The 16,971-nt window shown below is 61.1% G+C and carries 13 protein-coding genes and 1 pseudogene; 11 read left to right on the top strand and 3 right to left on the bottom strand.

The genetic code is table 11. From position 1 onward, the window contains the following. The first annotated feature begins 9 nt into the window (after positions 1-9). The 3 genes from rplQ to eccB all read left to right on the top strand — a co-directional run bounded on the left by rplQ (position 10) and on the right by eccB (position 2,898). Positions 10-507: a 50S ribosomal protein L17 gene (rplQ, locus tag LG376_RS01365; RefSeq protein ID WP_198492527.1), complete on the top strand. Its 498-nt coding sequence runs from the start codon at positions 10-12 to the stop codon at positions 505-507. Positions 508-641: 134 nt separating this feature from the next. After that, positions 642-1,535, top strand: coding sequence for a tRNA pseudouridine(38-40) synthase TruA (gene truA, locus LG376_RS01360; RefSeq protein WP_225745960.1), 894 nt, complete (start codon positions 642-644; stop codon positions 1,533-1,535). A 76-nt stretch (positions 1,536-1,611) separates the two neighbouring features. Next, the gene (gene eccB, locus LG376_RS01355) at positions 1,612-2,898 is read left to right on the top strand and encodes a type VII secretion protein EccB (protein ID WP_225745959.1); all 1,287 of its coding nucleotides are present in this window, start codon (positions 1,612-1,614) and stop codon (positions 2,896-2,898) included. On the opposite strand, the gene LG376_RS01350 is transcribed toward eccB, so the two are convergent. Next, positions 2,888-4,036 carry a S8 family serine peptidase gene (locus LG376_RS01350; protein ID WP_225745958.1) on the bottom strand — a complete coding sequence of 383 codons (1,149 nt, stop codon included), beginning with the start codon at positions 4,034-4,036 and terminating at the stop codon, positions 2,888-2,890. The genes eccB and LG376_RS01350 overlap by 11 nt on opposite strands. Continuing rightward, complete coding sequence (gene eccD / locus LG376_RS01345; protein WP_225745957.1) at positions 4,036-5,463, bottom strand: type VII secretion integral membrane protein EccD; 1,428 nt, start codon at positions 5,461-5,463, stop codon at positions 4,036-4,038. The genes LG376_RS01350 and eccD overlap by 1 nt, the downstream gene beginning before the upstream one ends. Before the next feature lie 154 nt (positions 5,464-5,617). Here eccD and eccCa point away from each other — a divergent pair, with 154 nt between their 5' ends. The 7 genes and pseudogenes from eccCa (at position 5,618) to LG376_RS01310 (ending at position 14,137) form a co-directional block, all read left to right on the top strand. Further along, positions 5,618-9,337, top strand: coding sequence for a type VII secretion protein EccCa (gene eccCa, locus LG376_RS01340; protein ID WP_225745956.1), 3,720 nt, complete (start codon positions 5,618-5,620; stop codon positions 9,335-9,337). Next, on the top strand, positions 9,338-10,462 hold the full coding sequence (locus tag LG376_RS01335; RefSeq protein WP_225745955.1) for a type VII secretion-associated protein: 1,125 nt from the start codon (positions 9,338-9,340) through the stop codon (positions 10,460-10,462). Between the two features lie 141 nt (positions 10,463-10,603). Next, positions 10,604-10,918, top strand: coding sequence for a WXG100 family type VII secretion target (locus LG376_RS01330; protein ID WP_225745954.1), 315 nt, complete (start codon positions 10,604-10,606; stop codon positions 10,916-10,918). A 69-nt stretch (positions 10,919-10,987) separates the two neighbouring features. Then, a complete protein-coding gene (locus LG376_RS01325) occupies positions 10,988-11,275 on the top strand; it encodes a WXG100 family type VII secretion target (protein WP_005322746.1) in 288 nt (95 codons plus the stop codon). Positions 11,276-11,680: 405 nt separating this feature from the next. Beyond that, a complete protein-coding gene (gene rplM / locus LG376_RS01320) occupies positions 11,681-12,124 on the top strand; it encodes a 50S ribosomal protein L13 (protein ID WP_049378943.1) in 444 nt (147 codons plus the stop codon). Then, positions 12,124-12,666: a 30S ribosomal protein S9 gene (gene rpsI, locus LG376_RS01315; RefSeq protein WP_049378895.1), complete on the top strand. Its 543-nt coding sequence runs from the start codon at positions 12,124-12,126 to the stop codon at positions 12,664-12,666. Before rplM ends, rpsI begins: the two co-directional genes overlap by 1 nt. A 293-nt stretch (positions 12,667-12,959) precedes the next feature. Next, positions 12,960-14,137 (top strand): annotated as a pseudogene (locus LG376_RS01310) (IS1249 family transposase). Positions 14,138-14,186: 49 nt separating this feature from the next. Here LG376_RS01310 and LG376_RS01305 read toward each other — a convergent pair. Next, positions 14,187-15,403 (bottom strand): IS3 family transposase gene (locus LG376_RS01305; protein WP_225745953.1). Its coding sequence is split into 2 segments (ribosomal slippage): positions 14,187-15,142 and positions 15,142-15,403, totalling 1,218 coding nucleotides; the frame shifts between segments, so codons are not numbered across the junction. 169 nt (positions 15,404-15,572) lie between these two features. Here LG376_RS01305 and glmM point away from each other — a divergent pair. Next, positions 15,573-16,916, top strand: coding sequence for a phosphoglucosamine mutase (gene glmM / locus LG376_RS01300; RefSeq protein ID WP_225745952.1), 1,344 nt, complete (start codon positions 15,573-15,575; stop codon positions 16,914-16,916). The last annotated feature ends 55 nt before the right edge of the window (positions 16,917-16,971 follow it).

Raw genomic sequence — 16,971 nt, 5'->3', positions numbered from 1 at the left:
GAGTACACAATGCCAACCCCTAAGAAGGGTGCCCGTCTCGGCGGCTCCGCCAAGCAGCAGGCTCACATGCTGAGCAACTTGGCAGCCAGCCTGATCGAGCACGGCGCTATCAAGACCACCGATGCCAAGGCGAAGGTCCTTCGCCCGTACATCGAAAAGATCATCACCAAGGCTAAGTCCGGCACCATCGCTGACCGCCGCGCAGTCCTGAAGCTCATCCCGCGCAAGGATGTTGTTTCTTACCTGTTCGACGAGGTTGCGCCGAAGTTTGAGAACCGTGAGGGTGGCTACACCCGCACCATCAAGCTGGACAACCGCACCGGCGACAACGCCCCGATGTCCCAGATCTCCCTCGTTCTCGAGGAGACCGTGACCTCCGAGGCTAACCGCGCTACCCGCGCTGCCGCATCCAAGGCCGCTGAGGCTGAGGAAGCTAAGGCAGACGAGGCTGCTGAGACCGAGGCACCTGCCGAGGAGACCGCAGCTGAGGAGTCCGAGGAGAAGTAATCTCCCTTCGGCCCTAGCGCCTCGCCGCCGTCTTTCCCACCTGTGGGAGGGCGGCGGCTTTGTCATGTCCGCACCCAACTAGGGCTTAGCACACGGACGACCCTGCGCCGGCGGGCAGTAAACACTCCGGTAGCATGAAGTCCACTATGACAGATGCAGCATCGACTTCCCCTGAAGGGCCGGCGGACGGGTTCGTTCGCCTGCGCTTGGACTTGGCTTATGATGGCACGGACTTTCATGGCTGGGCCAAGCAGAAGGGCGGTCTGCGCACGGTGCAGGGAGTACTGGAAGAGAAGCTGGCGATGATTGCGCGCACGGAGGTGCCGCTTACGGTCGCTGGCCGGACGGATGCCGGCGTGCACGCTCGTGGCCAGGTGGCGCACGTGGACGTTCCGACAGATATGCTGGCGCAGCGCTCGGTGGCGGGGGAGCCGGCGAAGTTGGTGCGTCGGTTAGCAAAGCTTCTGCCAGAAGACGTTCGGGTGCACGGGTGCGAGTTCGCACCCGCGGGTTTTGATGCGCGGTTTTCGGCGCTGCGGCGGCACTACGTCTACCGGATTACCACCAACCCGCGCGGCGCGCTGCCGACCCGGGCGCGGGATACGGCCGAGTGGATTAAGCCGGTAGATATTGACGCCATGCAGGACGCTGCTACCGCGCTGGTGGGCCTGCATGATTTTGCGGCCTTTTGTAAAGCCAAGCCAAATGCCACGACCATCCGGGAATTGCAGGAATTTTCTTGGCGCGACGTTTCTACGCCCGAAGAACCGGAGCTTTTTGAGGCCCGCGTGAGCGCCGATGCGTTCTGCTGGTCGATGGTGCGCTCGCTGGTAGGGTGTTGCCTGCGCGTGGGGGAGGGGCGGCGCGATGCTGACTTCGCCGAGGCACTGCTGCAGGAGACGAAGCGCTCTTCCAGCATTCCCGTGGCCCCGGCCAAGGGACTCTCGCTCGTCGCCGTTGATTACCCGGCCGCGGATCAACTGGCGGCACGCGCCGAGGTCACCCGCGAAAGGCGCAGCGCCGACTAGCGCCCAAGTGGCAGCGGGTGCTTACCTGGGATAGCCTGTGTGCTGGGTGTACACAGACTTTTTTCGGGGGAAAATCATGGCACGTCCGTTGCCTACTACCAAGGCCCAGGTATCGGGCCATAAATTCTTACGTCGCCGCGTCGAGCATGGGCTCGTATTAGGCGATATCCGCATGATTCACGATCCATTGGCTAGGCGCCGCAAAGCGCTCCTTTTCGGCGGGGTCGGCGTCGCCTTCCTTACGGTGGGGTCCGGTATGTTGGCATGGCTGCAGCCGAGTCCGCAGCCGGGTGATGCGCCGATTGTGCGCTCGGAGCAGGGCCAGCTCTTTGTGGATGTCAACGACACCTACCACCCTGTATTCAACCTGGCGTCGGCGCGCATTATCGCCGGACAGGCGGCCGACGCGCAGACGATCGGAGATGAGCACTTGCAAGAAGCGCTACTGGGCTCACCGGTGGGTATCTCGGATGCCCCTGGGTACCTCGCGGCAGCAGGCGAGACTCCCCAGCAGCGTTGGGCAGCGTGTTTAGCTGGCAAGGATGAGGCGCCGACTACAGAAAACCCAACCAGCATCGGCGGGCACCAGGTTGCGTCGCAGGAGGTTATTGTTCTCGCCGAGCCCGAGCAGAAAAGCCTCGGTGAGGAGCGCGCCGCACTGGTGGAATCCGAGGGCACGCAGTGGCTTATCACAGAGGAAGGCCGGGTGGCGTTGCCAGATTCTTCCAGCACCGAAGGGCGCGTCGTGCGCCGGGCGCTGGGCGTGGACGATAGTACCCACACCTGGCCCGTGCCGCCCGAGCTGCTCAATGCTTTTGCGGAGCTGCCGCCGCTGAACTTTCCGGCTAATCCGCCCGAGGTTGTCGATACTGGGCAGAGCCTGTGGGCGCGTACGCCCGAGGGCGTAGCGGAGCTCACGCCTACGCAGGCGGAGATGCTCACAGGCGTGGGTGCCAAGGAGACGACAGCCACGCCGCAGGAGATTGCCGCGCTTGCCGACGCCCCTTTAAACCTCAACCTTCCCTCCACGTCCTTCCGCTTCTTAAGCCCGGACGATGGCTGGATGTGTGCCGGTAACGAGGGCGGCGGGGTAGTGGTACCTGCCCAAGCAGGCACCATCGCCTTGGCAGGTGAGTCGGTGGCCCATCGCTTTGGTGGACTCGACGCCGGTGGCGTAGGCGTAGACAGCGGCCATGGCTATCACGTGGTCTCACCCACGGGGCAGCGGCACGAGGTCAAGGCCAAAGAGACTTTGGAAGCCCTTGGCACCGGCGTGGGCGCGCAGGTGCCGTGGGAGATCCTGCGCTTGCTCCCGGAAGGCTCCGCGCTGAACCGTGAGCAGGCGCTGCAGGTTAGTTCTTAGGCCGTAGCCCGCGCCACACGGCCCACGCAGCAAGCGCCAGCGTTAATCCACCTAGCACCCAGGCACTGCGTGTTGGGGTGCGGGAGTCGCCTTCGTCAGTGGGGCGGATTGTCATAGCTCGGGTATCGACGTCCGCGCCCGCTTCCACGTGGGTGAGCACAGTGAGCGGGTCGATGAAGCCATGTCCCGGTTCCGCGGCGTCCTCCAAGCGTTTACGGAGGGCGGCCGGGCTATCGTCGGGAAAGCGCTGTGCCAAGAGGGCAGCGGTGCCGCTGACCACCGGCGCGGAAAAGGAGGTGCCATGGAACTGCGCCGTTCCGTCCGTGCCCTCCTTACCATCGGCCCACCCACCCGCGGGGTCGAGCGCTAACGGAATGAAACCTTGCGCAGCAAGCTGGGGTCCGTCGGCTGAATTCAGTGAGTAGTCAGCGAGTTCGTGTGAATCCGCTAGGGCGCTTACAGAGAGCACCGTTGGCGAATCCGCCGGAAAGACGCGGTCACCCATCTCGCAGCTGCCAGAGGACGCATTGCCCGAGGCAGCGATCACCACGGCGCCGGAGTCTTCCGCATGCGCCAAAGCGCGTTCCAATCGGGAAGTATCGACCTGCGCGGCCACATCTGGCGGAACGCAGGAAACAACCGAAATGTTAATGACGCGGGCACCGGCATCGGCAGCGTCATCGATGGCGCGGGCCAAGGTGTCCAGCGAGCCGGTGGTACTGTCCTCGGCTTCTTGGCGGTAGTGCGCGCTGGTCTGGCGTACAGCGTAAATCTCTGCTCGCGGAGCGATACCGATATCGTGACCGGCGATGACACCGGCCACGACGGTGCCGTGCAGGTCGCAATCGCGATGTGGCTCTGGGGCCTCGGGCGCGACAAGATCGGCGCCACTGCTGAGATGCCGCAGTTGATCGTGACGGGCCACGCCAGTATCGATAACGGCTACTTTGACGCCTTCCCCGGTAGCAAAGGAATGCAGACGGGCCCGGTAGTCTAACTGCTCCTGGCTTGGTTGGGGCGAAAGCGGTGAGGAATGCGCGGTGGCGCATTCGCGGTCCGGTTCGCGCGCGGCCGCGTAGGGAGCAGCAGTCAGTCCTGCAGCGAATGCAACTACTAAAGCGGTGGGCAGTACGCGCATTATCCAAGCCCCCTAATGAGCACGAAGACACCGGCTAGGTGCGCGGCCAGCGGCAAACTAGCGGCAATGGCGAGGGATTCTATGCGCTCAAACCACGCGATGGTGGTGGGCTCGAGCCCGGCCACCTTGGGTGCCCACAGCGGGGCGCTCAGCATGGCGAGGAGAACCAGGCAGGCAACAAGGATCTGCGCCCAGGCATCGGTAAGGCCGGAATCCGCTACCCTGTGGGTAGCGCACAAGCATGCAGCGAGACAGGCGGTCATCGCCAGCAGCATCAGGGCCCAGCTAGCCAGCACACGACCGTGCCGGGCAGCATGCATGACGACGGCACCCGCGGTGGTCACGCAGAGTGCTTGGACGAAGCCCACGCCGGTGTGCTCAGCACCAAAGAGCACCGCAACGTACTCGGAGAGGGAATCGGGCGCGCCGCTAGCCGGCACCAACGCCGAACCACTGCCCGTCAGCGAGAGGGCGATAAGGGCCGGAATGAGACAGAGCGACAGCCCAAAGCACATTCCCTCATAGGCGCTGCCGGCGCGCCGGGCGCGGATATCGATATCCGGCTGGACGGCATCAGAAACCGCGAGGTCTTGGCCGGCAGTGGGCAGCTGCGGGACTTTGAGCCCAGCGGTCGCAACGGTCAGCGCAGGAGCTGCGGCCAGCAGGATAATGCCGGCGATCACCACGCAAGCGGCTACCGCCGTACCGTGGCTGCCCTGGAGACCCGTCCCTGGTCCGGGCAGCAGGTAGCCCACAGCCGCGACCAACAACAGCACTGAGACGGTGAGTGCCACGGCAGTAGTGCGAACCGTGCTCAACCCGGTGACGTGGCAGGCAAGCAGCACGATGAGGAGGGCGACGCAGGCGGTGAGTGCGGCAAAGGGGGCTTCGCTAAGCGAGGGCGAAATCACCACCCAGCCGCACGCCATGCCGGCTACCAGGCTAAGGTGCACCAGTGATAGGGCACGGGTCCACAAGGCGAGCAACAGGGCTCCAGCGGTCAACGCCGCCCACGCCGCTAGGGGAAGGGTACTAACCCACACTAGGGCGAAGGCGGCAAGCAGCCCTGCCCAAGCCCAGATGGTGGGAAGGGCGGCGGTAGTATCCTCTTCAGCCGCGGCGGCGAGCGATTCCGCCGCATCCCGAATCACCGGTGCAGACCGGCGCTCGCGCGGACTAATAACAAGAATTGAGCCTTCCGTGAGCACAGTGGCAGCCAACGGGGCGGTGAGATCGATGGCGCGGCCGGAGGCTGTACTGGCGCGCCAAGGTTCAGAAATGGTGGGCGCATCCACCAAGTCAGTGATCTCCGCCAAAAGCTCGCCCACGCTGGAGCTTAGCGGTAACGCCACGTCCGCCTCCTTGTGGAAAGCGCCGGCATGAATGCGAACGGTAAGGCGCAGATGATGCGCCGTTGCAGTAGTCATGATGTCCCCCGAAAAATGTATGGATTGTGGGCGTCCCCCTTGCCCAATGCCACATATTGTGGCTTACTAGTGGCGACGTGTCCACCGCAGCGCGGGGAATCTTGGCAGGGGGCCAAGGGCGCTTGGCGCGTGGCTCGGGGGAGGTTATTTAGGCATGCTTGGGATCGGGGATACCCGCGTCATTGAGCCGTTGACCATGCCACTGCGGGATGCTGCGCCGCCGCTGCCCACCGGCAGCATCGAGGCGGAGGAAGTCCCGGAGGCGGTGCGCCCGCAGCCGGTGCCGCTGGTGCGGCTGCTGCTTCCGGTGGTGATGATTGCGGCTATGCTCGGCATGGTCGCCCTCATGGTGTTAGGCGCTGGGGAATCCCGGCAGGTTAGCCCGATGGCCTTGATGTTTCCATTGATGATGCTGGCGAGCATGGCCATGATGTTTGGGCCCAATAACAGCGGGCAGGATCCGGATGAAACCCGGCGCACTTACCTGCGCCACATCAAAGCCTTGCGCGAAAAGGCGCTGCGCAATGCCTCGGCGCAGCGTGCACATGAAAGTTATCGCCACCCGGCACCGGTGGAACTCAGCACTCTAGTTGGCTCGCGCCGCATGTGGGAGCGGGGCCCGGATGACTCGGACACCCTCGAGGTACGCGTGGGAACTGGACCAACGACTTTGTGCACCCCCATCAACGTGCCGGATTCGGGCGCCACGGAAGACCTGGACCCGGTGTGTGCGGTGAGCATGCGCCAGACCATTAAGGCAGTGGGCACCGTTCCCGATATGCCGGTGGTTATCCAACTGCAGGCCTTTCGCTTCTTGTCCGTGTCCGGAATGGCGTCGACTCGGGGCGAAGAGCCCGCAGATCCCTCCCGCGATATGGTGCGTGCAATGGTGCTGCAGATGGCGGTGGCGCATGGCCCGGAAACCTGCGGTATTGAGGCCATCGGTGGCCAGTGGGAGTGGCTGAAGTGGCTGCCCCATGCGCGCACACCGGAAAAGGCGCGCTTTCGCATCCTCATAGTCGATGGCGTGCTGACCACGGGAACCGAAGACTTCTTCCACGATGATTCCTATACCACCATCATTGAGGTTGGTGGGGCGCCGTCTTCGGCGCTGGGGGTACGCGCCGAGCACGAAGGGCTAAGCCTCGTGGCAGGGGAGCAGCTGCAGGTGGTCACCGCGGCAGGGGTGGAAGACCTTGGGTCTCCCGATGGGATGAGTGTGGCCGGCGCTACGTTGCTCGCGCGCAGTATGGCCTCCTATCGCCGCCCCGATAGTACTTCTGGCCGGCGCGGCAGTGACCTTATGGGCCTTCTGGGCTATCGCGATGTGGAAGAGCTAGCGGCTAGCGGCATGTGGCATGGCCGGGAGGGCTCGGCGCGTCTCATGGTGCCCATCGGCATCGATACGGTGGGCCAGCCCGTCACGGTGGATCTCAAGGAATCTGCCCACGGCGGTATGGGGCCGCACGGCCTGTGCATCGGCGCGACTGGCAGCGGAAAGTCAGAACTGCTGCGCACCCTTGTCACCGCGTTGGCGGCTACCCATAGTCCGGACGAGCTTAACCTCGTGCTCGTGGATTTCAAGGGCGGTGCGACATTCTTAGGATGCGACCGCCTGCCGCATACTTCCGCGGTGATTACCAACCTGGAGGAGGAATCTACGCTGGTAGAGCGCATGTACGATGCCATCTCCGGCGAGATGAACCGACGCCAAGAGCTGCTGCGCACCGCCGGAAACTTTGCCAATGTCAGTGAGTACAACGCTTCTGCCACCGCCGTGCGTGAGCACGGGCCCTTGCCGGCCTTGGTTATCGTCGTCGATGAGTTCTCGGAGCTTTTGGGCCAGCACCCAGACTTCGCGGAACTCTTCGTCGCCGTCGGCCGCTTGGGGCGCAGTCTCCACGTGCACCTGCTTTTGGCCTCCCAAAGGCTCGAAGAAGGCCGCTTGCGGGGGCTAGATTCCCACTTGTCCTACCGAATCGGCCTGAAAACCTTCTCCTCAGCGGTATCCCGCCAAGTATTGGGCGTGACCGATGCGTACCACCTGCCCGGCCAGCCCGGCGCGGGCTACCTCAAATCCGATGCTGAAGCCTTGACCCGCTTCCAAGCCTCCTACGTGTCTGGGCCCCTGCCGCGCCGGGCGCTTGCCGAGGATTCCGGGGACCACCCCGCTCCAACCCGCGGCCGCGTGCAGCTCTTCCATGGCTGGTCCCAGGAAGAGGACAATACTAGCGCTGCGGTGGTTCTCGATGACTCCACCACTGTGCTTACCGAGGTCGTTCGCGCCGCGGCGGAAGAGGCCCACATGCGCGATCAATCGGCGCACCGCATCTGGCTACCGCCGCTACCGCCGGTCATTGAGCTATCCGCGCTGCCAGGGCTTTCCGGTGTACATGCCGCGGGTGCAGAATCGCTCGCAGCGGACCAAAGGCAGCTGTGCGCGCCCATCGGCATTATCGATAGGCCGTATTACCAACGCCAGGATGAGCTGATTATTGATTTCACCCAGCACGGCGGACACATGGCACTGTGCGGTGGCCCGCAGTCCGGTAAATCGAGTGCGCTGCGCACGATCGTCTCTGCGCTAGCTCTACGGCATGACCCGCAGACGGCACGCTTCTACGTCATCGATCTTGGCGGCGGTCAGCTAACGTCCCTAGAGCGCCTGCCCCACGTAGCCGGAGTTGCCGGGCGCGAGGAGGGCGAAAAGGTACGGCGCATCGTCGACGAAGTAGCTGGGTTTATCCGCCGCCCAGAACGGTGCGCAACCTTCCTTGTCATTGATGGCTGGCACCACATTGGTACCTCCAACGCCGAGTTTGAAGACATAGCGGAGAAGGTCACCGAGATCGTCGCCGATGGTGCCTCCGCCCACGTGCATGTCATCATTGCCACTTCGCGGTGGACCACGATGCGCCCGGCTATCCGCGACCTCATTGCCAATCGCCTCGAGCTGCGCCTGGGTGAGGCTTTGGATTCGCTCATCGACCGCAAACTACAGCACAAGCTCCCCAGCGCGCCGGGCCGCGGGCTCACCTTGGCGGGTGAGAATATGCTCTTAGCTCGCACCTCCAACCAGGACATCGCCCACATCTGCCGCGTGCATGCTGCGGCTGACCCAGTTCCACAGCTCAAGATGCTGCCCGCCGTGCTTACTCCGTCCGCCCTCGCGGCTCAAGAGGGCGTGCCCACCGGCGAGATCGCCTGGGGCATCGGCGGGCGCGACCTCGATACGCTGACCTGGAATCCGTCTCGTGAACCGCACCTTGTGGCAATCGGGGCGCAGGGCTGTGGCAAGTCCACCTTCCTGGCGCAGATCATGCGCGGCATTAGCGACTTTGCGCGGGAAGACGCCCGGCTCGTCGTCATCGACCAGCGCCGAGCCCACCTGGGAACCTTGGACCAGAACATGGTTGCTGCCTACGCCGCGACGCAGTCGAGTGCGCAAGAGACCATTGTCGATACTGTCCGGACCCTGGAATCTCGCCTGCCTGGCCCGGGCATTACCCCGGCGCAGCTCGCCGCACGAGATTGGTGGCAGGGCCCAGACATTTACCTAGTCATCGATGATGCGGACCTGCTAAGCGATATCGCTCTCTCGCCGCTATTGGAGTTGCTTCCCCATGCCCGCGACATTGGCCTGCACCTTGTTATCGCTCGCAAGTCCGGCGGCATCGGCCGTGCCCTCTTTGGCCAATTCTTTTCCGCGGTGCGCGATCTGCAGCCGGCGCTACTGCTTTTCGACGCCGACCGGGACGAAGGAACCATCTTCGGACTCAAGCCCTGCCACCAACCACCCGGCCGCGGTCAGTGGAGCATCCGCGGTGAAAACCTCGGCGTCGCCCAAGCGGTGTACCTAGAAGGAGAAAAGTAAATGACCACCAATCTCAGCGCGAATGCGCCAACCGACACCCCTATCCCTACTGGTGGGGAGACCACCGCCAGCCCCATTACCGTCACCATCTTAGATGCGGCCACCATCTTTGAAGGGCCCGAAACGGTCTACCGCTATGACCTTCCGGGAACCGGCATTGTGGAAGGCTGGGCCTTAGGCCAAGTCATGGATCAGATATCCAAGATGGCGGGATCGTCCTGGCCCGACGTGGAAGCCTGCGTGGTGGCAGACTCTTCCGGCACGGGCATTGCGCAGGAAGCTACCACCATCATTTGCCGGCAATTGGAAGTCACCGGGGTGCGCCTCTTCGACTCAGAACCAGCCATCTCCCCGCCAGCAGCCCCAGACCCACCCGCTCCGCGTTCACATCCAGTCAGCGATGCCTCAGAATCGGCACCGCCCACCGCTGTGATGGAGATGCCTGCCTACGACGAGCCGGTAACGCCACGTTGGACCGACCGCCTGCGCGGTTGGCTCGGGGCCATTGATATCTTTCATGTCGCAATCGCGGTGGTCATCATCGCCGTGGCCGGAGCTTCCTGGTGGGCTATCGGTGCCCAGGCTTCCGGTGATGGTGACGCCGCTTCGGATACAGTGCGCCCGCAACCGCGCGCCGCCGAGCCAAGCCGCGAGAACGCAACAGAGTCCGCGCTGGCCTCGCCACAGCCGGGTACGACGGGTGCGCCGGAATCCGGCAGTGACGAATTGAGCCCAGGTGAAAAGCGCTTAGACGTGGAGGGAATGTCAGTAGTCGTCCCCAGTGGGTTCCACACCAAGGTGGAAGATGGCCTGGTCACCGCCACCGGGGAAGACCCGAACCTACGCATCCTGCTGGCGGCGGATGAGATGTTTAACGTGCCGGCGGATGCCTTGTTTAAAGAAATTCACGCGCAGGTTGACGAAGATCCAGCGCTTCGCGATGCCACCGATGAGGCCGGGCGACTGACCTATACCGAAGACCCTGGGGACGGCTCCTTGGTGGAATGGACTACCTGGGAAGACCGTGGGCACCAGATGTCCGTGGGGTGCCATACCCGGCATAACTCCAACGCCGTTCAAAAAGCGGCTTGCCGTATGGCCACGGAAAGCCTAGTCAAAAAATAGTCTTAAAAACTTTGCCTAGCCGGGAACCGTTTGGCGGAAAGTTCAGTCCAATAAAGGTGAGAAAGCACAGATGCGAAGCACAGCTGCTTTTTCGGGGGAAATACACACAATCTCATCCGCCCTAAGGAGGGGCGCACTCTTATGTCTCAGACTTTCAAGACACAAGCCGATGTCATGATTGCCACCGCCGGCAAAGTCGATAACACCAACGATGAAGTCCAGGGTGAGCTCACCCGCCTGCAGGGCGTCGTCGACTCCGTCCGCGGCAGCTGGGCCGGCCAGGCGCAGGTCTCCTTCGATGACCTGATGCAGCGCTACAACACCTCTGCGCAGCAGCTGCGCGAGGCCTTGGCTTCTATCTCTGACAATATCCGCAGCAATGCCCACAATTTCGACAACGTGGAAGCAGAAAACACCCAGGCCTTCTCCAACGTGGGCGGCGGGCTCGCCCTCTAAACCGCACCGCACACTTCACTACTCCGCAGCCCAAAAGCTATAGATTCACAGAAGGGAATCCATCACCACATGTCCGAGATCAAGTACGAATTCGGTGCCATTTCTTCCGCCGCAGCCGATATCAACGCCACCTCTGGTCGCATCAACAGCACTCTGGCAGATCTGAAGGCGCGCCTGCAGCCGATGGTGAGCACCTGGGAAGGCGAGTCCGCCGTGGCTTATAACCAAGCACAGGCCAAGTGGGATAAGGCGTCGCAAGAACTCAACACCGTGCTCGCCACCATCTCCAAGACCGTCTCGCAGGGCAATGATGCAATGAGCGATGTCAATCGTCGCGCCGCCGCAAGCTGGGGCTAAATCCACACCCTGTTCGCACAGTTCTACGCTGTCCCCGTCGGAGCTGCGGTGCCACTGACCACACCCGCGTGGCAGGAGGCGGACGCAGCCGCAGCCTCGACCAAGAAACCAGCGTGAATACTCCTTTTCTAGTTCTTTTCTCTTGCTATCTCTTCCATTCTTTGAAGTCGTACCTTTCTAGTCCGTACCCACGAGCCGGCACCTCCCGTTTGAGCCGCGGAAGGTGCCGGTTTCGGTGTTTTGGTCTTTGGGCAGGTGAGCAAGTAGGGTAGGAAACCTATGTGTTCGCTCGTCGGCAAGCAGCTGGCGAAGCGCTCTCTGCAGGTCTCCACCGGCCGCTGTACGGGAGTGAATGGATGCTTAGCGCTGGCCGGCAGTTCCGAGACAGACTTTCAAGGAGTCAAATTGTCTACTTTCCACCCAAAGAGCGGTGACATCACCCGCAAGTGGTACGTCATCGACGCTACTGATGTGGTGCTGGGCAAGCTCGCTTCCACCGTTGCAGACCTGCTGCGCGGCAAGCACAAGCCACAGTTCGCACCGAACGTTGACGCTGGTGACCACGTCATCATCATCAACGCTGACAAGATCCACGTTTCTTCCAACAAGCGCGGCCGTGAGATGCGCTACCGCCACTCCGGTTACCCGGGCGGCCTGAAGTCCATGACCCTGGGTCAGTCTTTGGACGCCAACCCGGTTCGCGTTATCGAAGAATCCGTTGCCGGCATGATGCCGCACAACAAGCTCTCCCGCGCTTCCATCAAGAAGCTGCACGTCTTCGCAGGCGAAGAGCACCCGTACGCCGGCCAGAAGCCGGAAACCTTCGAGTTTAAGCAGGTGGCACAGTAATGTCTGAGCAGAACATCGACAACAACGTAGCCGACGCTGCTGACATCGCTGCAGCAAGCGCCGCTACCGAAGAGTTCACCAACACCATCGGTGATTCGTTGGCTAGCGCCAACGCGGAGACTGAGGCAGAGGTCGAGGCTGCCGCTCCGGTACACGAGGGCCCGATCCAGACCGTCGGTCGCCGTAAGCGCGCCGTCGCACGTGTTCGCCTCGTTGCTGGCTCCGGCCAGATTGTGGTTAACGGCCGCGAGTTCGGCGAGTACTTCCCGAACAAGCTGCACCAGCAGGACATCCTCACTCCGCTGACCCTGCTGGAGCGCGAGAACCAGTTCGACCTCAAGGTCACCGTTAACGGCGGCGGCCCAACCGGTCAGGCTGGCGCCCTGCGTCTGGCTATCGCTCGTGCACTGAACATCTACAACCCGGCTGACCGCACCGCCCTCAAGAAGGCTGGTCTGCTCACCCGAGATGCTCGTGCAGTTGAGCGTAAGAAGGCCGGTCTGCACAAGGCACGTCGCGCACCGCAGTACTCCAAGCGTTAATCTCGCTTTACTGCGCGCGCAAGCGCTACGCAAAGCCGCTGCTTCCTTTGGGAGGCGGCGGCCTTCGTCGTTTTATGGAGCGCGGAAGGAGGGAATGTCGCTCATTCCGTCGATAAACCAAAAGCTTGCTTCGGGTTAAGGGTCAGAAAGTGTGTCTGGGATCGGTGATTTATAGTCACTGTCCAGTGTGATTGTTGAAAGTATAGGCTTCACGACCGTATATCGCTGTCCTTGACGGTAAATCCCCGGTGTTTCTACCTGGATGTGGTAGGCCCTGGTGGTGTGGTGGCTTGATGCCGAAGAATCGACCACGCTGCCACTGCGGCGGCGACATGAAACGCAACGGAACTACCAGCAAAGGAACCACACGATGGCGATGTAAAGCCTGTGGGGCATCAGGCATCAAACGTCGCCCCGACGTCACCAACGCAAAAATTTTTGCGGATTTCATCGAGCATTGCACCACCACAATCTCGCTAACTGCACTGGCTAAACGCAACAATGTAAGCCATTCCACTATGAAGCGCAGATTTACATGGTGCTGGCTTATTGACGTACCGGATCCCACCGTGGCACATACAGGCCGAGTCTATGACCAGATATTTCTCGACGGTACCTACACCGCTGGCGGATGCTTGATTGTAGCTTCCACCCTCGATCATGTTGTTGCTTGGCACTGGTGCAAACACGAAACCGCTCCCGATTACACACGCCTGCTCGAACGCATCCCCGCCCCGTTAATCGCAACGACAGATGGCGGGCAAGGAACAGCAAGTGCAATAAAAACCTGCTGGTCAACAACACATGTGCAGCGTTGCCTCGTCCACGCACAGCGTGTAGTTCGCCGCTATACAACCTCACGTCCGCGCACTGATGCTGGCAAGCTATCTACACGCTAGCGCTGAAACTCACCCGAGTGCGAACTAAAGAAGAGGTAGCTGACTGGGGTGTATTGCTCCATAACTTCAACACTGTCTACCGCAGGTGGATGGACGAGAGGACCAGGGTTAAAGACCCTGATACAGGAAATTGGACATGGGTATGGACACATTCCAACGTGCGAAAGGCCTACAACAGTCTGAACCATCTATGGCGCCAAGGCATGCTCTTTGTCTACATCAATCAACCTAAAGGCGTCTTAGAACCTGCCCGCATCAAATCCACGACCAACAGTCTTGAAGGCGGGATTAACGCTCGCCTGAAAGAGATTGCGCGTGCTCACCGGGGCAGAACAAATGAACACCAGCGCAAAATGCTGGACTGGTGGCTGTACCTAAAAACAGAACTGCCCGACGATCCACTACGCATCGCCAGACAGTCCCACTGGGGCCAGGACCAACTCGCCAAAGTATCCATCCTGACCCACACCGAGAACCAAGCCGACCACGAAACAGGACGACCAGCCCTCTACGACAACGGTATCGACACCGAGTACACCCACTCAATCGGCATCCAAAAAGGCCAAATCTAACCCTGGGGTTGCCCGCAAATCGTGGACACGTAGTGGAGCTACCTAGTGGTTAGGCAGCTATTTCTTTTCTGCTGGTGGTTAGACCAATGTGGTTCTCGAAGTCGACGGGGCTTACCATACCGAGTGCGGAGTGTCGGCGCCGGCGGTTGTAGACGACTTCAATCCAGTAGGCAACGGCCTTGCGTGCGGCATCACGGGTCGCCCAGCGCTTACGGTCGTAGAACTCGGTTTTAAGCGTTGACCAGAATGACTCGGCCATCGCGTTATCGAAGCACACACCGGTACGCCCTACGGACTGAGCAATGCCCAGGTTGCGGCAAACTTCCCAGAGCTTCTCGCTGGTAAATTGGGTTCCGCGGTCAGCGTGAAACACTAGCCCGTCAGGCACGTCACCGCGCAGCGTATGCGCCATTCGCAGGGCCCGTTCGACCAGGTATGTATCTTGAACGCTATCCATAGCCCAGCCCAGTACCCTGCGGGAATGGCCATCGCGGACTGCACACAGATACAACCAGCCTTCAGCAGTGCGCAGGTAGGTAATACCCGACATCCACACTCGGTTGAGCTCACCGGTATCAAACATGCGCTTGACCAGGTCAGGAAGCGTGGACTTACGTTTGGCTTGGACCGTTGTCACTGGGACAAAGGCCCGCGGTGAAATCCCTTCAATGCTCATCATGCGCATTCGTTTAGCCACAGTCTTACGGTTAAGCGCAATGTGGTAGCGCTCGGTAAGTTCTGCGGTGATCCGCGGAGCACCGTAAACCTGATCGGAGTCCGACCAAATCTGATGAATCTTGCGGTCAACATCGTCGTAGAATGCTGCGCGATCATCGTCGCCGGATAGCCGCTTCTGCTGCGTATGGGCCCATTTGTAGTATCCAGACCGAGATACTTTTAATAGCCGTGCCATACGTTTGATGCTGTAGTTGGCCTTCTCTCGCTGCATCAATTCGAACTTTTCTGCTCGCGTTGCCTTAAAGCGAAGAAGGCTGTCGCTTTTGACAAAAACTCATTATCCATCTTGGCTTCCGCCAGTTCACGGCGCAGACGAGCATTTTCAGCACGAAGATCAGCCTCGCTCATCCCATCTGATGCTCCACGGCGCTCACGCTCGAGTTTGACCCACCTGCCCAAAATTGTGGCTGATACACCAATCTCCTTGGCCACATGAGCAATCGGGCGCTGCGACTCGATTACCAGGTTTGCGGCTTCACGCCGGTACTCCGGCGTGTATTTCTTGCGCTGTTGACTCACAATGAACATCCTCTCCTACGGACACAAGATCCGCACAAATAGGGTGTCCACTACTCGAGGGTAACCTCAACCCCAGCGACACGCCGAGCCAGACACACATTTTGACCCTTAACCCCTTGCTTCCGCCTAAACCGCCCCAACATGCAATCGATGGGCACAGGAGTGCATAATTGACTGCATGACTCGACTTTTTGGAACCGATGGCGTTCGCGGCCTCGCGAACAAGAAGCTGACCCCTATTCTGGCCTTGCAACTAGGCCAGGCCGCTGCGGAGGTATTTACCGCCAAGCGTGAATCCTACGAGCGCCAGCCGCTGGCCATCATTGGTCGCGACCCACGTGTTTCTGGCGAGATGCTGGATGCGGCGATTGCGTCCGGTCTGGCTTCCCGCGGCGTGGACGTGGTGCGCGTAGGCGTGCTGCCAACCCCAGCAATTGCTTACCTGACGGATGACTATGGTGCGGATTTAGGCGTGATGATTTCCGCCTCCCACAACCCGATGCCAGACAACGGCATCAAGTTCTTCTCCGCAGGTGGCAAGAAGCTGCCGGACGAGGTAGAAGATCAGATTCAGGCCACCATGGAAAACCTCACCGAGGATGGCCCGACTGGCACCAAGCTGGGCCGCATCATCTCGGAGGCCCCGGATGGGCGCGAGCGCTACCTCAACCACTTGAAGGAAGTGGTCTCCACCGACCTCAGCGGCATCAAGGTGGTCGTAGACACCGCCAATGGTGCGGCTTCCAAGGTTGCTCCGATCGCTTATGAGGCGGCTGGTGCAGAAGTTATTGCTATCCACAACAAGCCGAATGCCTTTAATATCAATGAGGACTGCGGTTCGACGCACATTGAAAAGGCACAGGCGGCCGTCGTCGAGCATGGCGCCGATCTGGGCTTGGCACACGATGGCGACGCCGACCGTTGCCTGGCTGTGGACGCCGAGGGCAATGTTGTCGACGGTGACCAGATTATGGCACTGCTGGCCGTAGGCATGAAGGAAGATAATGACCTGCGCTATAACACTCTGGTAGCAACCGTCATGTCTAACCTGGGCCTGAAGCTAGCCATGCAGGAACAAGGCATCGAGGTGCGCCACACCGCAGTAGGTGACCGCTACGTACTGGAAGAGCTCAACCGCGGCGATTTCTCCTTGGGCGGCGAGCAGTCCGGCCACGTGGTGTTGCCAGATGATTGCACGACTGGCGACGGCACGCTTACTGGCCTGTCCATCATGGCGCGCATGGCCAAGTCCGGAAAGTCCCTGAAGGAATTGGCATCGGTGATGACCGTGCTGCCGCAGGTGCTCATTAACGTGCCGGTTTCTGATAAGGGTGTCATCATGGACGCCCCCGAAGTACAAGAAGCCATTGCCCAGGCTGAGGAAGAACTCGGCGAAACCGGCCGCGTCCTGCTGCGCCCCTCCGGCACTGAGGAGGTTTTCCGCGTCATGGTGGAGGCCGCCGATAAGGAGCAGGCACGCAAGGTTGCCGGGAGGCTTTCCGCCATCGTTTCCTCGGTCTAGGACAACCGCCGGGGCGGAAAATTTTGGCCTCCTAGGGAACCATTTGGCGCAATCC

It is taken from the genome of Corynebacterium sp. Marseille-P4611 (assembly GCF_916618765.1).
Classification (GTDB): Bacteria; Actinomycetota; Actinomycetes; order Mycobacteriales; family Mycobacteriaceae; genus Corynebacterium; species Corynebacterium marquesiae.
This window is presented reverse-complemented; position numbering and strand designations above follow the sequence as displayed.